The sequence below is a fragment of the Qipengyuania sp. MTN3-11 genome, from assembly GCF_042851825.1.
Taxonomy (GTDB): Bacteria; Pseudomonadota; Alphaproteobacteria; order Sphingomonadales; family Sphingomonadaceae; genus Qipengyuania.
The window spans coordinates 196401-218364 of sequence record NZ_BTGM01000002.1 but is presented as its reverse complement, the minus strand read 5'-3'; the positions used below and the strand labels follow the sequence as shown (position 1 = coordinate 218364).

Genomic DNA, 21964 nt, shown 5'->3' with positions numbered 1-21964 from the left:
TTCATCCGGCCGAACCGCGGGGTCGCTGCCAGCGGAGCCCCCGCACGGTAAGGCTATCCGGCAGCGTCGATCGTCGCCGGCTTGTCCTTCTTCGCGAGCAGCGATTTGAAGTCGAAATTGCCCAGCAGCGATTTCTTCTCTCTTGCATCGCTGCTTGCGGGACCTTCCTCGCCATCGCCCGCGGTGGCGATCCGCAGGGCGAGATCCTTGATGGAGGCAATCGCCTTGCTTTGCGGGTTTGCTTCGAGCAGCGGCTGTCCGAGCTTGGCGGCATTGGCGGCGGCCTTCTGGTCGAAACCGATCGAATAATCGATCGAGCGCTCGATCGACGCCTCGAAATCGGCCCTGCTGATTTCGGTAACCCCGGTCTGCACCTTGTTGGCGACTATCACCGTCTCCGCATGTTCGGCATGGGTCTTGAGCCACGAAAGAATGCGGATCGTATCGCGGGCCGAGGCCAGCGTCATCTCGGTGGCGAGAACCACCAGGTTCACATTGCTCAGCAGATGCGGGAAGTTGATCAGCATGTTGCGTGGCATGTCGATCATCGTCACATCGAAGGCATGGCGGAACTCCTCCTCGAGCTGGAGGAAGGCCGCGCCGTCGGTCATAAGCGGCGAATTGATCGGCGCTTCGGCAGAAAGGATCGCAAGGTTGTCGTGAGCGCGGATCATCGCGCGTTCGATGAACAGCCCGTCGATGCGGCTGGGATTATCGATCGCATCGGTCAGCCCACGTCCCGGCTCGAGGTCGAGCGCCAGTGCACCCGTGCCGAAATGGATGTCCAGATCGAGCAGCGCGGTCTGCATGTTCTTCTTGGTGGCGAGGTACCAGCCCAGCGAGGTCGCCAGGGTCGATGCTCCGACCCCGCCGCGAGTGCCGACGATGGCGGCAGAGACATGGCGCTTGGCCTGGTCCTGTTCGCTGACCCGCGGCGCGGCGAACACGGCCTGTGCCTGGTTCAGCGCGTCGCGCAGGACGCTCGCGGAGAGCGGCTTGAGCAGGTAGTCGTGGATGCCGCTGGCGAGCAGGTCGCGGTAGAGGCGCACGTCGTTGACCTGGCCGATGGCAATCACCACCGTGCCGGGCTCGCAAACCTCGGCGAGCGCGTTGATGTCGTTGAGCGGGTCGCCGCTTTCCGACAGATCGACCATCAGGATGTTCGGGCTGGCACTCACGCTGAGCGACTGGATGGCGTTGCGCAGTCCGCCCTTGTTGCATTTCTCGGGCTGCCAGCCGAGTTCGATCACGACCGGGCGCAGCACATCGAGCGCGGCTTCGTCGCAGATAAAGGCGGCAAAGGCGTCGCGGTTGCCCTGCGTGCCTGCTTTCCAGGGTGCATTCATCGTCGTCTTCCTCTGCTTAAGTTCAACCGCCGCCGCCGGCAGCCTGGGCGGAGCTCACTTCGGAGAGGCCGGCCGCACCGGTCGGCTCCTGCTCGCGATAGGTACGGATGGCCTTGGTCGCGGTGGTCACCACCGTTTCGCCCGTGCCCTTCTGGCCCGAGATAAGGTCTTCCGGATTGGCCACCATGGCCGCGAGATTGGTGTTGATCGCACAGCCGTAGTTCGACGAAGTGCCGTTGTCGTAAGCAAGCTCGCTCTTGGCCGACCAGTCGGGGCAGGTCGGAACCGAGGCGGAAGAGCGGGTGAGCACGATACGCGCCTGGCCGGGCTGGACGTAGCCCACCGTCACCGGAGCGCCTTCGGCCAGCAGCACGCCGCGTCGGCCCGCGAGATCCTGCACCGCCTCGCGTACGGCGGGGGAGGCCGCAGGATCGTCGAGCGCGATCCGGTCGCCGTAACGAAGGTCCATCGCATCGAACCAGCTCAGCACGCGCTGCTGTTCGGACACCGGAAGACCGCCGGGGGTGGTGGCGACATCGAGCGTGAAATTGCTATGTTCGACCACCGGCTGGTGGACGCTGTAGAGCGTGCGGTTGGTCGTGGCCGTGGTGCCGCAGGCAGAAACGCTCAGGCCCAGGACGAGGGCGGCGGAAATCCGCTTGGTGGTGATGGTGCTCATCGTCTGTATCCCTCTTACTTGAAGCTGAAGCCGGGAACCGCGGGATCGGCCTCGGCGGTGCGTTCCTCGCGACGCGCCTCGGCCTCGACCGGAGCGCTGGCGGCATCGTAGGAAACCTGGGGCACCGCCTGTCCAGCCGCGGGACCCGTAGAGGTGGGCATCGGCCTGGTGGCACCGCTGACGCCGTCGTTCTCGAGGAAGCCGAGCAGGCGCTGGGCATCGTTCGGGGACCGGAAACCGTCGGTGGGAAGTCGGATGTCGCGATCGTCCACGGGCTTGACCAGATAGGGAGTGACCACGATCACCAGTTCGGTTTCGCCCCGCTGGTATTCGGTCGATCGGAAGAGATTGCCGAGGATGGGGACGTCGCCCACACCCGGAGCCTTGTCGATCGAATTCTGCGAATTGGCCGACATGAGCCCGGCGATCATGAAGCTCTGGCCCGAACCCAGTTCGACGGTTGTTTCGGCCCGGCGCACGGTCAGTGCCGGGATGGTGAAGCCGTCGAGCTGGACTGCGCCCTGGGTCGAGAGTTCCGACACTTCCGGTCGGACGCGGATCGAGATGCGCCCATTGGCGAGCACGGTCGGCGTATATGCGAGGCTGACGCCGAAGTTCTTGTACTCGACGGTCGTGGAGCCGAGGCCCTGGCTCAGCGGGATCGGGAATTCGCCGCCCGCGAGGAATTCGGCCGTTTCGCCCGAGAGTGCGGTCAGGTTTGGCTGCGAGAGCGTGGTGACCATGCCCTGCCGCTCGGCGAGATCGAAGGCGCTACCGATGTCGAGCCCGAGAAATCTGCCGAAGGCGGCGATGGTCGAGCCGGTACCCGTGCCGATGACACTCGAGCCGGGACGTTCCTCGATAGCGCCTGTCGCCGGGTTTATGAAACGGTCGATGACCGTACCACCCGTGCCCAGCGAACCTCCGGGAGCCAGCCGACTGATGCCGCCATTGGTGATTCCGAACTTGAACCCGCTGGTGCTGTCGATTGTCGCCAAATTGGCGCCGATCGCGCGCACGAAGTTCTTGCTCACTTCTGCAAAGCGGACCTGCAGGTTGACCTGCAGCGGCGTTGCCATCTTGAGCCGGCTTATGACGTTCGCTTCTTCGCCGACGAAGGCCTGGACCAGTGCCTGCGCTTCGGCGGCATCCTCGGGAGCGGCGACGGTGCCGGTCAGCAGCACCGTGTTCGTACCCATGGTGGCGACGTAGATGCGCGCTTCCGGCATGGCGAGGGCGAGCATCTGGTCGATGCTGCCGATGTTCGAGCCCACGCGGATGTTCGCCGACCAGATGATGTCGCCGCCGGCGTTGCTGGCATAGACCGTTGTCTCGCCGCCCGACTTGCCGAAGACGTAAAGCTGGCGCTGCGACTTGACCTGGACATCGGCGACGTTGTCGTCGGCGATGAAGACATCGGCCATCGAGCCCGGGACATTGACGAGTTCGCCGCGGCCGATCGAAAGCACGATCTCGCTGGTGGGGCGGACCACCGACTGGGCTTGCACCCCGGTCGCCGGCACGCTTGCCAGCGGCGCGAGCGCCAGGCCGGCGAGCAGCACATTCTTGATAAGACGACGTTTCATGAGACTAGCCCCCTGATGGCTTGTTCTTAGCGCAGCGTGGCCGCGGCTCCGGGCACCGATCCGGTTCCCTTCGCCATTCCGGCGGATTGCTGATTGAGGATCGTGTTCGCCGAGGTGCGGGTCGTTCCGACCGGCACTTCTTCGGCTTCCTTGCCGCGAGTCACCGTTACCGTCGGGCCTCTGCGGACGGGGCGGCTGGCGGGCGATGGGTCGCCGGGTGCTGCGGGTGCGGTCGTTTGGGTTTCCTGGCGCGGCGTCTGCGAAGGCATGGTGCCGCGCTGAAACCGCGAGACGTCGGCGCCGGTCGCGAAGGTGCTGCGGCCATCGTCGGGACGGGCCATGGCTTCGCGCAGCAGGCGTTCTTCTTCCTGGGGCGTCGCATCGTCGGGGATGACGACGTTGCCGGCGGCAAGGGCGCGTTCGAGCTCGCTCGAATTGTCGGCCAACGAGCGCAGCGTAAAGCTGAGCGTGCCGATCGTCTGGGCGACCGCAATCTTCTCGGCGATCTTGGGAGTCGCTTCCAGCGTCACCGTGGTGCTTGTGCGGACCACGGTCTTGCCTTCGGCGGTCTCCTGATCGGTCGCCTGGTCCGTCGCGAGCACGCGAAGGTTGCGAATGATGGTTTCCGAAGCCTTGAGCGACTGACCTTCGGTGCCTTCGACTGTCTGGGTCAGAACCATGTCGACGCGGTCGCCGGGAAAGATGAAGCCCGCCACGCCGGTCCGGGCATCGACCGGAACAGTGATGGCGCGCATCCCGGGGGTCAGAGCGGCGGCGAGAAACCCGCGATCGCCGGGGCTCACCAGCGAGCCTTGCGTGACCGGCTCGCCGGCGGTGACCGGATGCCGCACGACGGTGCCGAGCAGCGTGCTGATATCGCTCTCGCCCTCGATGAAATAGGCATCGCGAACCAGTTCGGCGGGCCATTGCTGGAACCCGAGGGAATCCGCGGTGATGATCGTTCCGACCGGCAGCGCGCGCTGCGCCACCAGAACCTTGGGTCCGCTGGGAACCGTGGCTGCCTGTGCTTCTGGTGCCGCGGCCCCGGCGAACATGCTCCGTGCGACCAGAGCAGTGCCGATCGCGACGATCAGCGCACATGCCAGCAAAACCAGCTTCTTCCTGTCCATGGCTAATCTAGCCCCCTGATTGGTCCGCGGCGAATTGGCGGACGCCTATGGTTTCCCGGCTTACGGCCGGATTGGTTAAGATCGGGTTGTCATCCGATCATGGAAATTGCGCTGTCCCGGGCGAGACCCTCGGTGCCGATCACCCACAGCGCGCCGAAGGCGATTGCCACTCCGTAGGGGATGGCGATGCGGTCGCGGCGGCGGCGCGTGATGTGCCAGGCGCCGAAGACGATGGTGAGCACGCCGCCGGCGAGTGCCATGACCACGACGAGTTTGAGAAAGGCAGCCGGCGGTATCCACAATGCCAGCGCGGTCAGCAGCTTCACGTCGCCACCACCCATCATCCTGATGGCGAAGAGCCCTGCGCAGACGGCGAAGGTCGCCAGCGCCACGCCCAGTTGCTGGGCTATGCCGGGCCACGGATCGAGGCCGCTGGCCCACCAGAAGGCGGGCGCGGCGATGGCGATCGCGGCGTTGAGCCAATTGGCGATCCGGCGGCTCTTGAGATCGGTGAAGCCCGCGAACAGCAGCGCGATTGTCAGCGCCCCGAGCAGTCCGTAATAGGCGTATTCCTGAAGCATCCGGGTCCCCGAGATAAGTCTCACGGGCAGTGCTACAGATCATGGCTTACCAATTAGTAACCACGAGGAGTTCGGTATCAGCGACGCCGCCGCCGTTCGGACCGACCGGGAAACCCCGATCGATCGCCGCGCGATCCCATCGGCGGCGCGCGAGAGCGAATGGCTGGCGGCGGACGGACATCGCCTGCGCCGGATCGACTGGCCCGGCGCCGCGGAGCGTCCGCGCGGGTCGATCCTGTTCTTCCCCGGACGGGGCGACAATTACGAGAAGTACCTCGAAATGCTAGAGGAATGGCACCGGGCCGGCTGGAGGGTCACCGCGGCCGACTGGCGCGGGCAGGCTGGATCGGGCCGGCTGGGCAAGGATGCGACCACCGGTCACGTGGGCGACTTTTCCGTCTGGCTCGACGATCTCGCGGCGTTCTGGACCGAATGGACGGCGCAGACGCCGGGCCCGCATGTCCTTGCCGGGCATTCGATGGGCGGCCACCTCGCCCTGCGCGCGGCGATCGAGCGTCGGGTTCGGCCAGATGCGCTGGTGCTTTCCGCGCCGATGCTCGGCATGGCCGGGCCGCCTCTCCCCCTGCCGCTCCTACAGGGAATTGCGCGGGCGATGACCCTGATCGGCGCGCCGAGCCGGCCGGCGTGGAAGTGGAGCGAGAAGCCTGGCGAGATGCCGGCCGGACGTCAGGAGCTTCTCACTCACGATCTTGATCGCTACGCCGACGAGCTCTGGTGGCGCACCGAACGCCCCGAACTGGTGATGGGGCCGGGCAGTTGGGGCTGGGTCGAACGCGCCTATGCCTCGACCAGGGCGATGTTCGCCGCCGGGCGGATGGAGGCGATGCATGTCCCGGTGCTGATCGTCGCGACCAGCAAGGACCAGCTGGTCAGCCATGCCGCGATCGAAAGGGCCTGCGCGCGGCTCCCCGATTGCGAGCTCGTCGACTTCGCCGACGACGCGCATCACGAGATCCTGCGCGAGGCCGACCCGGTCCGATCGCGGGCCATGGCCACCATCGCCGGTTTCCTCGATCGCAAGGTGCCTGCATCACGGTGAGTCGATACGATTTCGCCGTCATCGGTGCCGGCATGGCCGGGGCGAGCCTGGCTGCCGAACTGGCCGGTTCGACGAGCGTGCTGCTGCTGGAGGCCGAGGATACGCCGGGCTATCACGCGACCGGGCGCTCGGCGGCGTTCTGGGAGGAATGCTACGGCGGTCCCGAGATCGTCCCACTTACCCTCGCTTCCGGTCCCTATCTGCGCCAGCACGGCTTCCTGCATCGCCGCGGGGCGCTCTACATCGGTCGGGACCGCGATGCCGACGCGCTCGATGCTTTCCTGGCGCGCTTTGCCGGAACCGGGGCGGCGATCGAACGGGTGGGGCGAGCAGCTTTGCGCGACAGGTTGCCCGGACTGCGGCCCGACTGGACCGGGGCGGTCTGGGAAGAGGCCTGCGCCGACATCGACGTGGCCGGCCTCCACGCGCATTACCTCCAGCTCGGCCGGCGCAGGGAAGTGCGACTGGAAACCCGCGCCCGGGTTTCCCGGCTCGAGCGCGGGCCGGACGTTTGGAGGATCGATACAGAGGATGGGCGGCGGTTCGATGCCGACGTGATCGTCGATGCCGCCGGCGCATGGGCCGACCGGATCGCAGGGCTTGCGGGTGCGCGGCCGCTCGGGATCCGGCCCTTGCGCCGCACGGTGGTGCAATTGCGAACCGATCCGCAGGCTCCCGCAGACCTTCCGCTGGTGCTGGACATTTCCGGTCGGTTCTATTTCAAACCGGAGGCGGGTCGGTTGTGGCTCAGCCCCAACGACGAGGCTCCGAGCGAACCCTGCGATGCCGCGCCCGACGAGCTTGCGGTGGCCGAGGCCATCGACCGCTTCGAAGCGGTGATGGGCTGGCGGGTCGAGGCGGTGGAGCGCAAATGGGCGGGCCTGCGCAGCTTCGCGCCCGATCGCCGGCCAGTCTACGGCCCCGACCCGCGGGTACCGGATTTCGTCTGGTTCGCGGGGCAGGGGGGCTACGGTATCCAGACCGCCCCCGCCGCCGCCCGGCTTGCCGCTCAGATTCTCCTCGGCGAACCGCGCGACGAAATGACACGCGGGCTCGACCCTTCGCTCTATGCACCCGAACGGTTCGGCTGAGACCGGTCAGGCGAAGGCGGCCTGCTGCGCGGCATCGCTTGCCAGCTTGTCGACCCGCTCGTTCTCGGGATGGCCGCTATGCCCGCGAACCCATTGCCATTCGACCCGGTGACGTTCGGTCAGTGCGATCAGTTCGTGCCATAAATCGGCGTTGCGCACGGGCTTCTTGCTGGCATTCTTCCAGCCGCGCCGCTGCCATCCCGCGACCCATTTGGTGATCCCGTCGATCAGATATTTGCTGTCGGTATAGAGCGTGACCTCGCACGGTTCGATCAGCGCGCCGAGCGCGCGGATCGCGGCGGTCATCTCCATTCGGTTGTTCGTCGTATCGGCTTCGCCGCCCGACAATTCCTTCTCGTGCCTGCCCAGCCGCAGCAGAGCGGCCCAGCCGCCGGGCCCGGGATTGCCCTTGCAGGCCCCATCGGTGAAGATCTCAACGCGCTTCATGGAAATGCCTTCTGGCGCCTATCCCGATAGAATTCCAGCCGCCGCACGAATTCCATCGGATCCTTGCGCCTGACGAGCGCGTCGGCCGGGGTGTCGAACCAGTCTTCGGTCCGGCTGGCGACGAATCGCAGGCAACCCGCCTGCGCCAGAATGGGCAGGCTGTCGCGCTCATCGGGATCGAGGCGGCGGACGCTTTCGTAACCGTCGACCAGCGCTCGCCCAATCGCAGGTTCGAATGCATCGCCGCTCTGATCGAAGCTCCAGGCGGCGTGGGTGACGGCAAGATCGTAGGCCATCGCTCCTTCGGCCGCGAAATAGAAGTCGATCAGTCCGCTTACCGTATCGCCCAGCATCAGGACATTGTCTGGGAAAAGGTCGGTGTGGATGATCGATCGGGGCAGGTCCTGCGTTGCCTCCCGGGCGATGTCGTCGGCTACATCGGCAATGGCCGCGAGTCGCGGATCGAGCCTGCGCAGCCGGTCGGGTGCAAACCGGAAGAGGACCTTGGCGGAATGATCCGGCGTCAGAGGATTGGGACGGCTGCGAGCGAAATCCATGCCGGCGAGATGAATGTCTGCCAGTGCCGCGCCCGCGGACCGGGCCTGGACCGGCGTCGGCTTCGAGGGCGAGACGCCGGGGAGGAACTCGATCAGCGCCACCGCCTTGCCGTCGATCTCGCGATATCCGGCCCCATGGGTATCGTGAATCGTCGCCGGTACCGCACAACCCTTGGCTGCCAGATGATCTAGAAGGCCGAGGAAGAAGGGAAGTTCGTCGGTATCGATCCGGCGTTCGTACATGGTCAGCACGTATCGCGCGCCAGTGCCGTCGCGTCCGGTCGTCTCGATCAGCCAGTTGCTGTTGGAAATGCCCTCGGCAATCCCCTTGGCCGAGACGAGTCGGCCCACGTCGTAGGCGGCAATCAGCTCGGCGAGGCGTTCCGAGCCGAGATGGGTGTAGACCGCCATCCCTCCCGGGCTGCCTATTCGCTGAGTTGCCGGGGCAGCTTGAAAACCATCTTCTCCTCGGCGGCGGTAATCGTCCGCTCTTCGACCTCGCGCCACTCTGAAAGCTTGGCCACCACCTCGCGGACCAGCGTCTCGGGTGCCGAGGCCCCGGCGGTCAGGCCGACCGTTCCGACGCCCACCAGCCAAGCGGGATCGATGTCGTCGGCGCGCTGGATCAGGCGCGCATCGGTTCCCAGGCGTTCGGCAACCTCCACCAGCCGCAGCGAATTGGAAGAATTTGGCGCGCCGATCACCAGCACCAGGTCGCTCGCCGGGGCGATCCGCTTAACTGCTGCCTGACGGTTCGAGGTTGCGTAGCAGATGTCTTCCGCCTTCGGACCCACGATCTGCGGGAATCGCTTTTCCAGCGCGGCAACGATTTCCGCCGTGTCGTCGACCGAGAGCGTGGTCTGGGTGAGATAGGAAAGCGCCTCGTCCGGTCCGAAATCGAGCCTGGCGACATCCTCCAAAGTCTCGACCAGCGTCATGCTGCCTTCCGGCACCTGTCCCATTGTCCCGATCACTTCCGGGTGCCCGGCATGGCCGATGAAAAGGATATGCTGCTCTTTCTCGATCTGGCGTTCCGCCTGGCGGTGGACCTTGCTGACCAGCGGGCAGGTCGCATCGACGTAGAGCAGTTCCCGCCGTTCGGCCTCGGCCGGTACCGATTTGGGCACCCCGTGCGCACTGAAGACCACGGGGCGTCCGTCGGGCACCTCGTCAAGCTCCTCGACGAAGATCGCGCCCTTCTGCTTCAACCCCTCGACCACGTAGCGGTTGTGGACGATCTCGTGCCGGACATAGACCGGCGCGCCGTATTTCTCGAGCGCCCGCTCGACGATTTCGATCGCGCGATCGACCCCGGCGCAGAAGCCGCGAGGGGCCGCGATCAGCAGCGTCAGCATGGGCCGGGCGGCCGGATCGGGGCGGGTGGAATGCAAGGGGGCGTTCATATCCCGCCCCCTAGCGCTTTGCCGCGCGTCAAGCTAGGGCGCGCGAGGTCACGACCAGCCAGGGAACGTTCCGCGAATGCGCAGCCGAAATTTTGCCAGATCCTGTCTCACTCTCGCAGCCGGGGCAGCGGCGCTGGCGGGATGCGCGCGCGAAGGCGAACTGGTTCTCGACCAAGGTGTGGGCATTTCCGCCGTGCGCAGTGTGTGCCCGGCGGTCGGCATTCCCGACTACACCGGCGACATCACCACGTTTCGTGCGCCGAATTCGCGACTCGCCAGCGATCTCGACGTGACCGCGGCGATCACCAATCTGCGTTCGACCTGCAACGATACCGGCGAACGCATCTATGCCGAGGCGACATTCGACGTTCTGGCTCGCCGGACCGACACGCGTGGTGCGCGGCAGGTCCAGCTGCCCTATTTCGCCACCGTGTTGCGCGGCGGCAGTGCGGTCGTCACCAAGCGGCTCGGTACGGTCACGATCAATTTCGCCGACGGCCAGGAACGCGCTCAGACCACCGGAACCGCGGGAGCTTTCGTCAATCGTGCGGAAGCGACCCTGCCGGAGGACATTCGCGAACAGATCACGCGCAGGCGCCGGGCCGGCGATGCCGATGCCGCGATCGATCCGCTGACCGACCCGGCGGTCCGCGCGGCAATCCAGCGCGCGACGTTCGAATTGCTGGTCGGCTTTCAGCTCAGCGAGGATCAGCTGGCCTACAACGCCACGCGTTGATCGCGCGCAGGCGCCTATTGGCGAGCGCTGTCCGCTGGGCTAGGCGCGCGCGGCAATGACCCGACCCCAGACGCTTCACGCCGCCTTCGCCGAGAAGGTCGGCGCCGCCCTCAACGCGCTCGAACTCGAAGGTGCGCTGCCCGCGGATGTACCACGCGACGGCGTCGCCGTGGAGCCACCGCGCGACACCGCGCATGGCGATCTGGCGACCAACGCGGCGATGGTGCTGGCCCGGCACGCCCGCACCAGCCCGCGCGCGCTGGCGGAAAAGATCGGCGTCCACCTGGAGAACGATCCGGATATCACCGGCGTCGACATCGCCGGGCCCGGCTTCATCAACCTGCGGCTCTCGGACGCGGCGTGGCGGCGCGAACTGCTGGCGATCGCGGAACTGGGCGCGGATTACGGCCGCTCGGCGATGGGCGGCGGCAAGCGGGTCAATGTCGAATTCGTCTCCGCCAATCCCACCGGGCCGATGCACATGGGCCATTGCCGCGGGGCGGTGGTCGGCGATGCGCTCTCGCGCCTGCTCGAATTCGCCGGTTTCGAGGTGATCCGCGAATATTACGTCAACGATGCGGGCGGGCAGGTCGACACGCTCGCGCGTTCCGCACACCTGCGTTACCGCGAGGCTCTGGGCGAGGATATCGGGGAGATCCCCGAAGGCCTGTATCCGGGCGACTATCTCAGGCCGGTCGGCGAGGCTCTGGCACGGGAGCATGGCGATCGCTTCGTCGCGGCGCCGGAAGCGGACTGGCTGCCGCTGTTCCGCCAGCAATCCGTGGCCGCGATGATGGATAGGATCCGCGCCGATCTGGCGCTGCTGGGCATCGAGCACGATGTCTTCGCCAGCGAAGCGGCATTGCAGGCGGCGGGAAAGCCCGAGGAAGCCGAGGCCTGGCTGCGGTCCAGGGACCTCGTCTACGACGGCGTGCTCGAGGCGCCCAAGGGCAAGGCCCCGCCCGAGGATTGGGAACCGGTCGAACTTCCCCTGTTCCGCTCGACGAAATTCGGCGACGACCAGGATCGTCCAATCCGCAAGTCCGACGGCAAGTGGACCTATTTCGGGGCCGATCTCGCCTACCACTTCCAGAAGGCGGAGAATGCCGACGCGCTGATCGATATCTGGGGCGCGGACCATGCAGGCACGGTCAAGCGGATCAAGGCCGCGGTGGCCGCGCTCACCCAGGGTGCGGGGCGCGACGTTCCCTTCGATGTCAAGCTCGTCCAGATGGTCAAGCTGATGCGCGGTGGCGAACCGGTCAAGATGTCCAAGCGCTCGGGCAATTTCGTCACCATCGCCGACATGGTCGAGGAGGTGGGCAAGGACGTCGTGCGCTTCACCATGCTGACCCGCAAGCCCGACGCACAGATGGAATTCGACTTCGCCAAGGTGGTCGAGGCGAGCCGCGAGAACCCGGTGTTCTACTTGCAATACGCCCACGCGCGCATCCGCTCGACTTTGCGCAAGGCCGGGCTCGAACCGTCGAGCCAGCATCTCGACCTGCTCGGAGAGACCGAAATCGCGCTGGTGCGGGAGGCGGCCCAGTTCCCCCGTGTCGTCGAGAGCGCGGCGCAGGCGCGCGAGCCGCACCGCATCGCCTTCTTTCTGGGCGATCTCGCCGCCGCCTTTCACGCCTTCTGGAATGCCGGCAACGACGATGCTTCCAAGCGGATCATCCAGTCCGATAGTGAGACACTGACTTCCGCCCGGCTTTTCCTCGCCGCGCAGATCGGACAGGTTATCCGGAACGGCCTGTCGATCCTGGGGGTCGAGGTCGTCGAGGAGATGTGATCATGACCGTTGCGCGGGAATTCCACACGCCGGAGGGCGAAGAGGGCGCCTATGACGGCGAGGAATTCGCCTTTGCCGACGACGACGAAAGCCTCCCCTGGCTCGAAGCGGACGAGGACGACGAGCCGCAGGGCTTCGACACCACGCGCCTGATCGCCATCGCGGTCGGCATGGTCCTGGTGCTCGGGGCGATTGTCGGCGGGATCTGGTGGCTTTCCAATTCGGGCGTCGGTGGCGGCCCGGAGCCGGACGGCTCCATCGTCGCGGCGCCGGAAGGACCTTACAAAACGGCGCCCGAGAATGCCGGCGGCAAGACCTTCGAGGGAACCGGGGACACCAGCTTCGCGGTGGGCGAAGGGCAGACGCGCGAGGGACGGCTCGCCGAACGTCCGGATCAACCGGCGGAGACCTCGCCTCCTTCCTCCAGCGAAGACGAAGCCAAGCCCGTGCCTGCGCGCGGGCAATCGCTGCCCGATGGCACCGCAGTCCAGGTCGGTGCCTATTCCAGCCGCGCCGACGCCGAGGCCGGATGGCAGACCATCACCCGGCAGACCGACCTGCTGTCGGGCGTCGATTATCGGATCGTCGAGGGACAGGCCGATATCGGCAGGGTCTATCGCCTTCAGGCGGTCGGCGGCAGCGGAGAGAACGCGCGCCGCCTGTGCCGGGCTCTGACCGGCGCCGGAGTGCCTTGCACGGTCAAATAGGACGGGCCGAGTCCGGCTTGCGTCGATTTCCACATTTCGCGGCTTCCGGCACCTTGCGGGAACCACGGCAAACTGCGATTTTCCCTGGCCATGGTACCCGCAATCTTCGGCCTGAGCGGTCCGGTGCTGTCCGGAGAGGAACGCGCTTTCTTCGCCGACGCCGATCCGGTGGGCTACATCCTCTTCGCCCGCAATTGTGTCGATCGGGCGCAGCTCCGTGCCTTGACCGACGATCTCCGGGCCATCCACGGGCGCGACAGGCTGATCGTCTCGATCGACCAGGAAGGCGGGCGGGTGGTGCGGATGAAGCCTCCCGAATGGCAGCGCTATCCCGCAGGACAGGTCTTCGACGAACTGTACCGGGTTGCACCCGCCAGCGCGATCGAGGCGATTCGCGTCAACGCCGAAGCGATGGGGCGCGAACTCGCCGAGTGCGGCGTGACGGTCGATTTTCACGCGCCCTTCGACGTCCGCCGCGAGGACACCGACGACGTGATCGGCGATCGGGCCTTGGGCAGTGAACCGATGCAGGTCGCGGCTCTGGGCCGCGCGCTGCTCGATGGACTGGGCCGGGCAGGTGTGGTGGGGTGTCTCAAGCATATGCCGGGACATGGGCGAGCGACGGCGGACAGCCACAAGGAGATGCCCGTCGTCCACGCCTCCGCCGAGGAGCTGGACGCCGATATCGCCCCCTTCCGCGCGTTATCGCATCATCCTCTGGGAATGACCTGCCACCTCATGTTTCCGGCCTGGGATACCGAGCACCCGGCCACCCAATCGCCCCGGATCATCCGCGACATCATCCGCGATGCCATCGGGTTCGACGGACTGCTGCTGACCGACGACATCGACATGGAAGCGCTGGCCGGCACCGTCCCGGAACGCTCGGAGCGCGCTCTGGCTGCGGGTTGCGACATCACTCTCAACTGCTGGGGCAAGATCGACGACATGATCGGTATCGCCACCCGCAATCCCACGCTGACGCCCGAAGCGGCGGAACGCCTGTCCCGCGTCCATGCCGCGATGGGCGACCCTGTGGACGGTGCAGACACGGGGGAATTGCTGGCCAAGCGCGATGCTCTCATCGAAGCGGCGGGCATCGGCGTGTGACCGGCGACGGGCTGCTCTTCACCGACGATCTGCCTGCTTCGCAAGAGGATGGTTGGGAGGGCATCGCTCCCGATACGGAAAACGACGCCGCGGCTCCGGACGGAGCGCTCTATCTGGAGCTCGACGGGTGGGAAGGCCCGCTCGATCTGCTGCTCGATCTCGCGCGGCGGCAGAAGGTCGACCTTCGGCACATTTCGATTCTCGCGCTGGTCGATCAGTACCTGGATTACATCGAGCGGGCCGAGGCGCTGCGGCTGGAACTGGCGGCGGATTATCTGGTCATGGCCGCCTGGCTGGCATTCCTCAAATCTTCGCTGCTGTTGCCGAAGGACGAGCAGGAGGAGCCGAGCGCCGAGGAGCTGGCGCTCAAGCTGCAACTGCGGCTTCAGCGTCTGGGTGCGATGCGCGAGGCGGCGGCGCGGCTCATGGCCCGCGACAGGATCGGGCGGGACGTGTTCCTGAGGGGGGAACCGGAAGGCCTGCGGATCGACCGGCGGACACGGTGGAAATGCGATCAATACGCGCTGATCGAGGCCTATGGCCGGGTGAAGGCGCGCACCGCCCCGGCAGTGCACATGGTCCGCGAGCGCCCGGTGATGACTCTCGACAGCGCGCTCGACCGGGTTTCGGCGATGCTCGGGGTCACTCTCGACTGGGTCGAATTGCGCGATTTCCTGCCGCCGCATGCCGAGCCCCGTCTGCGGCGCTCGGCGCTGGCATCGAGCTTCGTCGCCGCGCTGGAACTCGCGCGTCTGGGGAGGGCGGAACTGGAGCAGAACGAGACCTACGGCGCGCTGCGCCTGCGCCGGAGGCGCCAATGACCGAAACCGAGAAGGCGATAGAAGCGGCTCTGTTTGCCGCCGAGGAGCCGATGAGCGTCGAGGAGCTGTCGCGCTTTCTCGGCGACGCACCGTACGGCGACATCCGTGACGGGCTCGAGGCGCTTGCGGAGCATTACGCCGAGCGCGGCCTGCGCATCGTCGAGCGAGGCCGGCGCTGGCATTTCGAGACCGCGCCGGAGCTCGCCCATTTCCTGCGCCGCGAGCGCGAGCAGGTGCGCCGGCTGAGCCGCGCGGCGACCGAGGTGCTGGCGATCGTCGCCTATCACGAACCGGTGAGCCGCGCCGAGATCGAATCGATCCGCGGCGTGCAGACTTCGGGCGGAACCCTCGACGTGCTGATGGAGGCCGGCTGGATCCGCATCGCGGGGCGGCGCGAGGTTCCGGGCCGACCGACGATCTACGCGACCACGCCGGAATTTCTCGACCACTTCGGCCTCGCCAGCCGCCGCGACCTGCCCGGCATCGCCGAACTGCGCGCCGCCGGGCTGCTCGACCCGGTCGAGGAGGCGTTCGAGGCGCTCGTCGAAGCGGACGAGCCGGCGGTCGAGGAATCGTTCGACGAAGCCCCTGCCGGGACCGGCTAGGATCTTCGCTGGCGCTCCGACCGACGAGGGCCTATATCCAGCGGACAGTATACAAAGGTCCAACTCATGTCGCTCGGCCCCTGGCAACTCGTCATCATCGCAATCCTGGTCCTCGTGCTCTTCGGGCGCGGGCGAATCTCCGAAATGATGGGCGACTTCGGCAAGGGCATCAGCAGCTTCAAGAAGGGCATGAAGGAAGAGGAGGAGGGCGTCTCCAAGCCGGCACCCCGCCTCGAAGGCCCGTCGCACGAAGCCAAGCCGGCCGGTGAGGTGGCGAGCGATCCGCGCCCGGCCGAGAAGACCGAAACCCCCTCCTGATCGCCGGATAGCGCCGCGTGTTCGATATCGGCGCCATGGAGCTGCTGATCGTCGTCGTCGTGGCGATCCTGGTCATCGGCCCCAAGGACATGCCGATGGCACTGCGCAGCGCGGGGCGCTGGATCGGCAAGATGCGACGCATGTCCAATCATTTCCGCGCCGGGATCGACAACATGATCCGCGAGGCCGAGCTCGAGGACGCCGAGAAGGAATGGCGCGAGCGCAACGCGAAGATCATGGCCGATCATCCGGGCGCTGCCGAACAGGTGCGAGAGCCCGAAAATCTGCTGACCGACGATGTCATGGAGCCACTCCCTTCGAACGGAGCGGGCTCCGATCGCGATCGGGAAGGAGGGGGCGCGCGGGCCGAGGCGACCGTCGGGCGGTCGAGCAACCAGGAACCACAGGCCGAGCCTGAACTGCCGCTCGAGAAATCGAAATCGCCGACGGAGCAGCCGGACTGATGGGTGTCATCCGCGATATCGACGATACCCAGGCGCCGCTGCTCGATCACCTGATCGAGCTCCGCGCGCGGCTGATGCGCTGCGTGCTGGCGCTCGTAATCGCCTTTTCGATCTGCCTCTATTTCGCCGATCCGATCCTCGGCTTCCTCATCCAGCCGCTCAAATCCTCATTCCCCGATGGCGAGGGACAGCTGATCTTCACCAAGCTCTACGAGGTCTTTTTCGTCGAGCTCAAGGTGGCCTTGTTCGCAGGATTCTGCCTCAGCTTCCCGATCATCGCCAACCAGCTATGGGCCTTCGTCGCGCCGGGCCTCTACGCCAAGGAAAAGCGCGCCTTCTTGCCGTTTCTCCTGGCGACGCCGGTGCTGTTCACAGCTGGTGCGGCGCTTGCCTATTACGTCGTGATGCCGACTGCCTTCACGTGGTTCCTGGGTTTCGAAGGCGAGGCGGGGGGGCTGGCCATTCAGGCGCTGCCGACTGCGAACGAGTACCTCGGGCTGGTGATGCAGTTCATCCTCGCCTTCGGGATCAGTTTCCTGCTGCCGGTTCTGTTGCTGCTTCTCCACCGCGCCGGGATCGTGTCGCGGGCGCAACTGGTGAGTGCGAGGCGCTACGTTATCGTTCTCATCGTGGCGGTGGCCGCGATCATCACCCCCCCCGATCCGGGTTCGCAGCTGATACTCGCGATACCGCTGCTGCTGCTCTTCGAAGGTTCGCTGGTGCTCATGCGGATCACCGAACGCCGGGCGAAGACGGACGGCTCATCTGCAGAAGAATTGCCCGGTTCCTGACAGGGACGGGACGACCGGCCGTGAGTTTCCACAAAAAAACGGGGCCAAAAGGCCCCGTTTTCTCGATAACTATGGCGCAGAAGTTATGCGCTGATCGGATTCTCGTCGTCATCGACGGCGATCACGATCGCACCGATGATCGCGGCTGCGGCGAGAATGCCGAGGATCGCGCCACCGCCGCCAAGCTCGGAAGCATCGTCGACAGGAGCCACGGTGCGCTCGGCAGCGACGGCCGGAGCGACCGCAAGCGTAACGGCTGCGGCTGCGGCGGTAAGGGTTCCCAACTTCATCATTTCGTCTCCTTCGAGAACTGAGTTTCTTGAACTATTTGACCCGCTGATAGGCGAGCCGGTTTTCCGATGCAAGGGTCAATTGCCCGCCGCACCGGCGCAAAGTATGACTATGGACTGACAGGATCGTCGTCCTCCGAGAGGAAGACGATGGCCGCCGCGACCGCGGCAATGCCCAGAACGAAAAACAGCGTACTCTCACCGCCCAGAGCACCGCCCAGGGCGTTGGAGCCCTCTACCGGAGCAGCGTCGCGGACAGGTACGGCCCGTGCCTGCTGGGCAGTGACGGGGGCCGCTGCGAGTGCCATTGCAGCACTTGCCAGAACAATCCGCTTGGTCGTCATTTTCGTCCTTTCCGTAGCCGATCGGCCCACTTTCGAAGGCTCTATGTTGGGTCAATGGTTTCGGCCAGGTTAACGTGCCGCGTTGCGCCCGCTATTTCGGCGAAACGTCCAATCGGTGCGATGGGCGGTGCCATGCGCCGGGCTGAAGTGCCTCATTCGGCGCCAAAGACCCTCTCGCCTCCGACCCAAGTCCCCAGAACTCGCGTCTCCCGCAATTCCGATGGGCTGGCCAGCAGTGGATCCCTGTCTACAAGCACGAAATCGGCTCTTTCCCCGCGAACCAGACGCCCGAACCGTCCTTCCGCGAAACCGGCATAGGCGGCATTGGAGGTGTAGCCCGCGAGGGCCTGCTCACGTGTGACCCGCTGTTCCGGCATCCAGCCGCCGAAGGGCTCGCCATTGGCATCGGTGCGGGTGAAGGCGGCCGCCAGACCGGGGAACGGATCGGGTGATTCCACCGGGGCATCCGATCCGAAGGCGAGCCTGCCCCCGGCAGAAAGGATGGCGTTCCAGGCGTAAGCGCCGGATAGTCTCGCGGGGCCCAGCCGCGCCTCGGCCATCGTCCGGTCCGACGTCTGGTGAGTGGGCTGCATCGATGCGATGATCCCGTGATCGCCGAACAAAGGCAGGTCGGCCGGATCGACGATCTGCGCATGTTCTATCCGCCAGCGCCGGTCGCCGGGGAAGCTTTCGGCGATCTCGTGTATCGCATTCAGTGCTTCCGCATTGGCGGCGGTGCCGATGGCATGGATCGCCGGCTGGAACTGGCCGTTCGCGGCGCGCACCAGGATGTTGCGGAACTGGGCGGACTGCATCAGCGGCAGCCCGGTATTGCCGGGATCGTCGGCATAGGGTTGCTTGAGCCAAGCCCCGCGCGAGCCGAGCGCGCCGTCGAGATAGAGCTTGACCCCATTGAGCCGCAGGCGATCCTCGTAGAGCCAGGGCGTCGGCCGAGCGCCCGCGATCAGCTCCATGGTATCGGGACCCGCGGCATAGGACATGATTCGCAGGCTCAGCGCCCCACGATCGCCGGCGCGGCGGTAAGTCTGCCAGTCCTCGATCGTGGTGCCCATGTCGGCCACCGCGGTAATGCCCACGGAATGCAGCAGCTTCTGCGCTTCGGCGAAGGCGAGATCGCGTTCGGCGGGACGCGGGGCGGGAATGGCACCGGCGATAAGTTCCTCCGCCGCATCGACGAAGACGCCCGAGGGTCGCTGCGATCCGGGAAGGCGTTCGACCCGACCGCCGGCCGGGGGCTGGCTCGCCTCGGTGATGCCGGCGGCCTCCATGGCAAGCGTGTTCGCCCAGCCGGCGTGGCCGTCGACACGGGTCAGGTAGACCGGACGATCGGATACCGCCCGATCGAGTTCCTCGGCGGTGGGAAAGCGTCCCAGACCCCACTTCTCCTGGTTCCAGCCGCGTCCGAGGATCCAAGGACGCGCGGGATTCTCGGCTGCGAAGCGGGCAATCTCGGCCAGCGCCTCGTCGAGCGAACTGGTCTCCGATAGATCGAGCGTGAGCTGGGCAAGGCCAAGGCCCATGACGTGCAGATGCGCGTCGATCATGCCTGGAATGAGGACCTGCCCCCGGCCGTCGAACTGATAATCGACGTCGCGCGGTCGCTTGTCGCCGCGATCCAGGACCTGCTGGATGCGGCCGTCGTCGCCGATCCACAGCGCGTTGAAACGATCGATCTCGCCGTTCTCGTCGATCCTGACCCCCTCGACATTCTCAATCAGCTGGTCGGCCAGGGCCGGGGTGGCGGCAATCAAGGTCAGGGCGAATGCGGCGGCGCGGGCGACTTGGGGAGCGATCTTCATGGCGGGGTCGGTTAGGACAAAGCGCCCGACGGGGAAAGGCCCAAGCGCGTTGCGCAGAGGACGGGCGAGCCCTAAGCGACGAAGCCATGAACGCGACAGAAACCCTCCCGAGCCCGGCCACCGACCGGCTGACCATCGACGACGTCAGGGCGGCCGCAAGGCGCATCGACGGCGCGGTGGTCAAAACCCCGATGCTGCATTCGCAGACGCTGTCGCAGATCGCCGGCGCCGACATTTGGCTGAAATTCGAAAACCAGCAATTCACCGCGGCCTACAAGGAACGCGGCGCGCTCAACGCCCTGCTGTTGATGGACGAGGCCCGGCGCGCGCGCGGCGTCATCGCCGCATCGGCGGGCAATCACAGCCAGGGGCTGTCCTATCACGGCACGCGTCTCGGCGTGCCCGTGACCATCGTTATGCCCGCCACCACGCCGAGCGTGAAGGTGATGCAGACCGAAAGCGTGGGCGGGAAGGTCGAACTGTTCGGCGAAACCTTCGACGAGGCCTATGCTCACGCTCGAGAGATCGAGCGTGCGCGCGGGCTCACTTTCGTCCATCCGTTCGACGATCCGAACGTCGCGGCGGGGCAGGGCACCGTAGCGCTCGAAATGCTCGAGGCGCAGCCGGATCTCGATTGCCTGGTAGTGCCGATCGGCGGCGGCGGGCTGATGAGCGGTATGGCGACGGTTGCTCGCGCTCTCGATCCCGCCATCGAGCTGGTCGGCGTACAGGCGGAGCTGTTCCCCTCGATGTATGCGCACATCAAGCGCGCCGACATGGCGTGCGGCGGGAACACCTTGGCCGAGGGGATCGCGGTCAAGGCACCGGGAGAATTCACCCGCGAGATCATCGCCGCGCTGGTCGACGAAATGCTTCTGGTCGACGAGGCGGCGCTGGAACATGCGGTCTCACTGCTGCTCCAGATCGAGAAAACCGTCGTCGAGGGCGCCGGTTCGGCCGGGCTGGCGGCGGTATTGTCCAACCCCGAACGCTTTGCCGGCAAGACCATCGGGCTGGTGTTGTGCGGGGGCAATATCGACACGCGCCTGCTCGCCAACGTGCTGCTGCGCGATCTCGCGCGCAGCGGGCGGCTGGCGCGGCTGCGGGTCGAGCTGCAGGATCGGCCCGGCGCGCTGTTCGCCGTGATGCGCGAATTCCACGCCCACAACGTCAACATCATCGAAATCTATCATCAGCGCATCTTCACCTCGCTGCCGGCGAAGGGCCTGTTCGCCGATATCGAATGCGAGGCGCGGGACGCGGCTCAGATCGACGCCTTGATTGGGAACCTGCGCGGCAAGGGCTATTCGGTCGATCCCTTCGATCTCTGAGCGCGGCCACGCAATTCGTGGTTAAGAAACTTTTACCCTTCCGGAGAAACATGCATAAGGGTCTCTCACAGGCGCAACCGCGATTCAGCGAGAGGACCAGAAAACACCCGTGTCGGCCCCGATCCGCTTTCCCCGCTTCTTCGTTACCGCACCGTCGCCCTGTCCCTATCTTCCGGGCAGGACCGAGCGGAAGGTCTTCACCGAACTCAAGGGCGAGGCGGCAGACGAGCTGAACGAGGCGCTCGGCCGGATCGGGTTCCGCCGCAGTCAGACGGTCGCCTACCGGCCCAGCTGCCTCGACTGCCAGGCCTGCATCTCGGTCCGGGTCGTCGCCGACGAATTCCGTCCGTCGAGCACGCAGAAACGCAACATCAAGCGCAACCGCGACCTCGTCGCCACCGAATGTCGACCGTGGGCGACCGCGGAGCAATTCGAGCTGCTCCAGCGCTACCTCGCGGTCCGCCATCCCGGCGGGGGCATGACTCATATGGAAGAGTCCGATTTCGCTGATATGGTGGAACACTCACCAGTATCGAGTTATATGATCGAATACCGGGAACCGGGGGTCGGGTCGCAGCAGGGTCGCTTGGTGGGTGCGTGCCTAACGGATTTCCAGGGTGACGGGCTGTCGATGATCTACAGCTTCTACGAACCCGAACACGAGGCACGGTCGGGACTTGGGAACTACATCATCCTCGATCACATGCGGCGTGCCCGGGACCGCGAGCTCCCCTACGTCTATCTCGGCTATTGGGTCGAAGGGTCGGAGCGGATGCAGTACAAAGTCCGTTACCGACCGCTCGAACGGCTTACGCGCAACGGGTGGGAGCGTGTCTCCGACAGCGAGCAGAAGCGCCTCATCGCCGCTGCCACCGCCCCTGGCGGGCAGCGCGATCGCGAAGCCCTGCCGAGCAAGGACGGCGAACCGTCGCGCTATCGCATGGTTGGCTAA

At 66.0% G+C, this 21964-nt stretch carries 24 protein-coding genes; 13 read left to right on the top strand and 11 right to left on the bottom strand.

Annotation, left to right across the window (positions count from 1 at the left end):
• Positions 1-53: 53 nt before the first annotated feature.
• The 5 genes from ACGHN1_RS08340 to ACGHN1_RS08320 all read right to left on the bottom strand — a co-directional run bounded on the left by ACGHN1_RS08340 (position 54) and on the right by ACGHN1_RS08320 (position 5322).
• The gene (locus ACGHN1_RS08340) at positions 54-1346 is read right to left on the bottom strand and encodes a pilus assembly protein CpaE (protein WP_390550236.1); all 1293 of its coding nucleotides are present in this window, start codon (positions 1344-1346) and stop codon (positions 54-56) included.
• Between the two features lie 22 nt (positions 1347-1368).
• On the bottom strand, positions 1369-2025 hold the full coding sequence (locus ACGHN1_RS08335) for a CpaD family pilus assembly protein (protein WP_390550234.1): 657 nt from the start codon (positions 2023-2025) through the stop codon (positions 1369-1371).
• 14 nt (positions 2026-2039) lie between these two features.
• Complete coding sequence (locus ACGHN1_RS08330) at positions 2040-3611, bottom strand: type II and III secretion system protein family protein (protein WP_390550232.1); 1572 nt, start codon at positions 3609-3611, stop codon at positions 2040-2042.
• Between the two features lie 26 nt (positions 3612-3637).
• Entirely contained in the window at positions 3638-4741 is a 1104-nt protein-coding gene (gene cpaB / locus ACGHN1_RS08325; RefSeq protein WP_390550230.1) for a Flp pilus assembly protein CpaB, read from the bottom strand.
• Between the two features lie 89 nt (positions 4742-4830).
• Complete coding sequence (locus ACGHN1_RS08320) at positions 4831-5322, bottom strand: prepilin peptidase (RefSeq protein WP_390550228.1); 492 nt, start codon at positions 5320-5322, stop codon at positions 4831-4833.
• 52 nt (positions 5323-5374) lie between these two features.
• Between ACGHN1_RS08320 and ACGHN1_RS08315 the strand changes: the two genes are divergently transcribed.
• Together ACGHN1_RS08315 and ACGHN1_RS08310 are read left to right on the top strand one after the other, a co-directional pair.
• Complete coding sequence (locus ACGHN1_RS08315) at positions 5375-6382, top strand: alpha/beta hydrolase (RefSeq protein ID WP_390550907.1); 1008 nt, start codon at positions 5375-5377, stop codon at positions 6380-6382.
• The gene (locus ACGHN1_RS08310) at positions 6379-7473 is read left to right on the top strand and encodes an NAD(P)/FAD-dependent oxidoreductase (protein ID WP_390550226.1); all 1095 of its coding nucleotides are present in this window, start codon (positions 6379-6381) and stop codon (positions 7471-7473) included. Before ACGHN1_RS08315 ends, ACGHN1_RS08310 begins: the two co-directional genes overlap by 4 nt.
• 6 nt (positions 7474-7479) lie before the next feature.
• On the opposite strand, the gene rnhA is transcribed toward ACGHN1_RS08310, so the two are convergent.
• From rnhA to ispH, 3 genes are read right to left on the bottom strand one after another with little or no spacing between them, the layout of a single operon-like run.
• Positions 7480-7920: a ribonuclease HI gene (rnhA, locus tag ACGHN1_RS08305; protein ID WP_390550224.1), complete on the bottom strand. Its 441-nt coding sequence runs from the start codon at positions 7918-7920 to the stop codon at positions 7480-7482.
• Complete coding sequence (locus ACGHN1_RS08300) at positions 7917-8888, bottom strand: homoserine kinase (protein WP_390550223.1); 972 nt, start codon at positions 8886-8888, stop codon at positions 7917-7919. The genes rnhA and ACGHN1_RS08300 overlap by 4 nt, the downstream gene beginning before the upstream one ends.
• 14 nt (positions 8889-8902) lie before the next feature.
• Positions 8903-9880 (bottom strand): 4-hydroxy-3-methylbut-2-enyl diphosphate reductase, encoded by a 978-nt coding sequence (gene ispH / locus ACGHN1_RS08295; protein ID WP_390550221.1) that lies wholly within the window; start codon positions 9878-9880, stop codon positions 8903-8905.
• Positions 9881-9956: 76 nt separating this feature from the next.
• Here ispH and ACGHN1_RS08290 point away from each other — a divergent pair, with 76 nt between their 5' ends.
• The 9 genes from ACGHN1_RS08290 (at position 9957) to tatC (ending at position 17227) form a co-directional block, all read left to right on the top strand.
• Positions 9957-10616 (top strand): hypothetical protein, encoded by a 660-nt coding sequence (locus ACGHN1_RS08290; RefSeq protein WP_390550219.1) that lies wholly within the window; start codon positions 9957-9959, stop codon positions 10614-10616.
• 55 nt (positions 10617-10671) lie between these two features.
• On the top strand, positions 10672-12411 hold the full coding sequence (gene argS, locus ACGHN1_RS08285; protein WP_390550217.1) for an arginine--tRNA ligase: 1740 nt from the start codon (positions 10672-10674) through the stop codon (positions 12409-12411).
• Positions 12412-12413: 2 nt separating this feature from the next.
• Positions 12414-13118 (top strand): SPOR domain-containing protein, encoded by a 705-nt coding sequence (locus ACGHN1_RS08280; RefSeq protein ID WP_390550215.1) that lies wholly within the window; start codon positions 12414-12416, stop codon positions 13116-13118.
• 90 nt (positions 13119-13208) lie between these two features.
• The gene (nagZ, locus tag ACGHN1_RS08275; protein WP_390550213.1) at positions 13209-14228 is read left to right on the top strand and encodes a beta-N-acetylhexosaminidase; all 1020 of its coding nucleotides are present in this window, start codon (positions 13209-13211) and stop codon (positions 14226-14228) included.
• Entirely contained in the window at positions 14225-15049 is an 825-nt protein-coding gene (locus tag ACGHN1_RS08270) for a segregation and condensation protein A (RefSeq protein ID WP_390550211.1), read from the top strand. Before nagZ ends, ACGHN1_RS08270 begins: the two co-directional genes overlap by 4 nt.
• Entirely contained in the window at positions 15046-15654 is a 609-nt protein-coding gene (gene scpB, locus ACGHN1_RS08265) for an SMC-Scp complex subunit ScpB (RefSeq protein WP_390550209.1), read from the top strand. Before ACGHN1_RS08270 ends, scpB begins: the two co-directional genes overlap by 4 nt.
• A 66-nt stretch (positions 15655-15720) precedes the next feature.
• Positions 15721-15972, top strand: a complete 252-nt coding sequence (gene tatA, locus ACGHN1_RS08260) for a twin-arginine translocase TatA/TatE family subunit (RefSeq protein ID WP_390550207.1) — start codon at positions 15721-15723, stop codon at positions 15970-15972.
• A 17-nt stretch (positions 15973-15989) separates the two neighbouring features.
• Positions 15990-16436 carry a Sec-independent protein translocase protein TatB gene (gene tatB / locus ACGHN1_RS08255; RefSeq protein WP_390550205.1) on the top strand — a complete coding sequence of 149 codons (447 nt, stop codon included), beginning with the start codon at positions 15990-15992 and terminating at the stop codon, positions 16434-16436.
• Positions 16436-17227, top strand: a complete 792-nt coding sequence (gene tatC, locus ACGHN1_RS08250) for a twin-arginine translocase subunit TatC (protein ID WP_390550203.1) — start codon at positions 16436-16438, stop codon at positions 17225-17227. The genes tatB and tatC overlap by 1 nt, the downstream gene beginning before the upstream one ends.
• An 83-nt stretch (positions 17228-17310) precedes the next feature.
• Here the strand turns inward: tatC and ACGHN1_RS08245 are convergent, their stop codons facing one another.
• The 3 genes from ACGHN1_RS08245 to ACGHN1_RS08235 form a co-directional block, all read right to left on the bottom strand.
• Positions 17311-17520: a hypothetical protein gene (locus tag ACGHN1_RS08245; RefSeq protein WP_390550200.1), complete on the bottom strand. Its 210-nt coding sequence runs from the start codon at positions 17518-17520 to the stop codon at positions 17311-17313.
• A 107-nt stretch (positions 17521-17627) separates the two neighbouring features.
• Positions 17628-17861 carry a hypothetical protein gene (locus tag ACGHN1_RS08240; RefSeq protein ID WP_390550198.1) on the bottom strand — a complete coding sequence of 78 codons (234 nt, stop codon included), beginning with the start codon at positions 17859-17861 and terminating at the stop codon, positions 17628-17630.
• A gap of 152 nt (positions 17862-18013) precedes the next feature.
• The gene (locus ACGHN1_RS08235) at positions 18014-19681 is read right to left on the bottom strand and encodes an amidohydrolase (protein ID WP_390550196.1); all 1668 of its coding nucleotides are present in this window, start codon (positions 19679-19681) and stop codon (positions 18014-18016) included.
• A gap of 86 nt (positions 19682-19767) precedes the next feature.
• Here ACGHN1_RS08235 and ACGHN1_RS08230 point away from each other — a divergent pair, with 86 nt between their 5' ends.
• Positions 19768-21012: a threonine ammonia-lyase gene (locus ACGHN1_RS08230; protein WP_390550194.1), complete on the top strand. Its 1245-nt coding sequence runs from the start codon at positions 19768-19770 to the stop codon at positions 21010-21012.
• A gap of 109 nt (positions 21013-21121) precedes the next feature.
• Complete coding sequence (locus tag ACGHN1_RS08225) at positions 21122-21964, top strand: arginyltransferase (protein ID WP_390550192.1); 843 nt, start codon at positions 21122-21124, stop codon at positions 21962-21964.

Excerpts from the sequence above, each read along its gene's own strand:
- ACGHN1_RS08340 (WP_390550236.1), bottom strand. The coding sequence starts at position 1,346 with ATGAATGCACCCTGGAAAGCAGGCACGCAGGGCAACCGCGACGCCTTT.
- ACGHN1_RS08335 (WP_390550234.1), bottom strand. The coding sequence starts at position 2,025 with ATGAGCACCATCACCACCAAGCGGATTTCCGCCGCCCTCGTCCTGGGC.
- ACGHN1_RS08330 (WP_390550232.1), bottom strand. The coding sequence starts at position 3,611 with ATGAAACGTCGTCTTATCAAGAATGTGCTGCTCGCCGGCCTGGCGCTC.
- cpaB (WP_390550230.1), bottom strand. The coding sequence starts at position 4,741 with ATGGACAGGAAGAAGCTGGTTTTGCTGGCATGTGCGCTGATCGTCGCG.
- ACGHN1_RS08320 (WP_390550228.1), bottom strand. The coding sequence starts at position 5,322 with ATGCTTCAGGAATACGCCTATTACGGACTGCTCGGGGCGCTGACAATC.
- rnhA (WP_390550224.1), bottom strand. The coding sequence starts at position 7,920 with ATGAAGCGCGTTGAGATCTTCACCGATGGGGCCTGCAAGGGCAATCCC.
- ACGHN1_RS08300 (WP_390550223.1), bottom strand. The coding sequence starts at position 8,888 with ATGGCGGTCTACACCCATCTCGGCTCGGAACGCCTCGCCGAGCTGATT.
- ispH (WP_390550221.1), bottom strand. The coding sequence starts at position 9,880 with ATGAACGCCCCCTTGCATTCCACCCGCCCCGATCCGGCCGCCCGGCCC.
- ACGHN1_RS08290 (WP_390550219.1), top strand. The coding sequence starts at position 9,957 with ATGCGCAGCCGAAATTTTGCCAGATCCTGTCTCACTCTCGCAGCCGGG.
- argS (WP_390550217.1), top strand. The coding sequence starts at position 10,672 with ATGACCCGACCCCAGACGCTTCACGCCGCCTTCGCCGAGAAGGTCGGC.
- ACGHN1_RS08280 (WP_390550215.1), top strand. The coding sequence starts at position 12,414 with ATGACCGTTGCGCGGGAATTCCACACGCCGGAGGGCGAAGAGGGCGCC.
- nagZ (WP_390550213.1), top strand. The coding sequence starts at position 13,209 with ATGGTACCCGCAATCTTCGGCCTGAGCGGTCCGGTGCTGTCCGGAGAG.
- scpB (WP_390550209.1), top strand. The coding sequence starts at position 15,046 with ATGACCGAAACCGAGAAGGCGATAGAAGCGGCTCTGTTTGCCGCCGAG.
- tatA (WP_390550207.1), top strand. The coding sequence starts at position 15,721 with ATGTCGCTCGGCCCCTGGCAACTCGTCATCATCGCAATCCTGGTCCTC.
- tatC (WP_390550203.1), top strand. The coding sequence starts at position 16,436 with ATGGGTGTCATCCGCGATATCGACGATACCCAGGCGCCGCTGCTCGAT.
- ACGHN1_RS08245 (WP_390550200.1), bottom strand. The coding sequence starts at position 17,520 with ATGATGAAGTTGGGAACCCTTACCGCCGCAGCCGCAGCCGTTACGCTT.
- ACGHN1_RS08240 (WP_390550198.1), bottom strand. The coding sequence starts at position 17,861 with ATGACGACCAAGCGGATTGTTCTGGCAAGTGCTGCAATGGCACTCGCA.
- ACGHN1_RS08235 (WP_390550196.1), bottom strand. The coding sequence starts at position 19,681 with ATGAAGATCGCTCCCCAAGTCGCCCGCGCCGCCGCATTCGCCCTGACC.
- ACGHN1_RS08230 (WP_390550194.1), top strand. The coding sequence starts at position 19,768 with ATGAACGCGACAGAAACCCTCCCGAGCCCGGCCACCGACCGGCTGACC.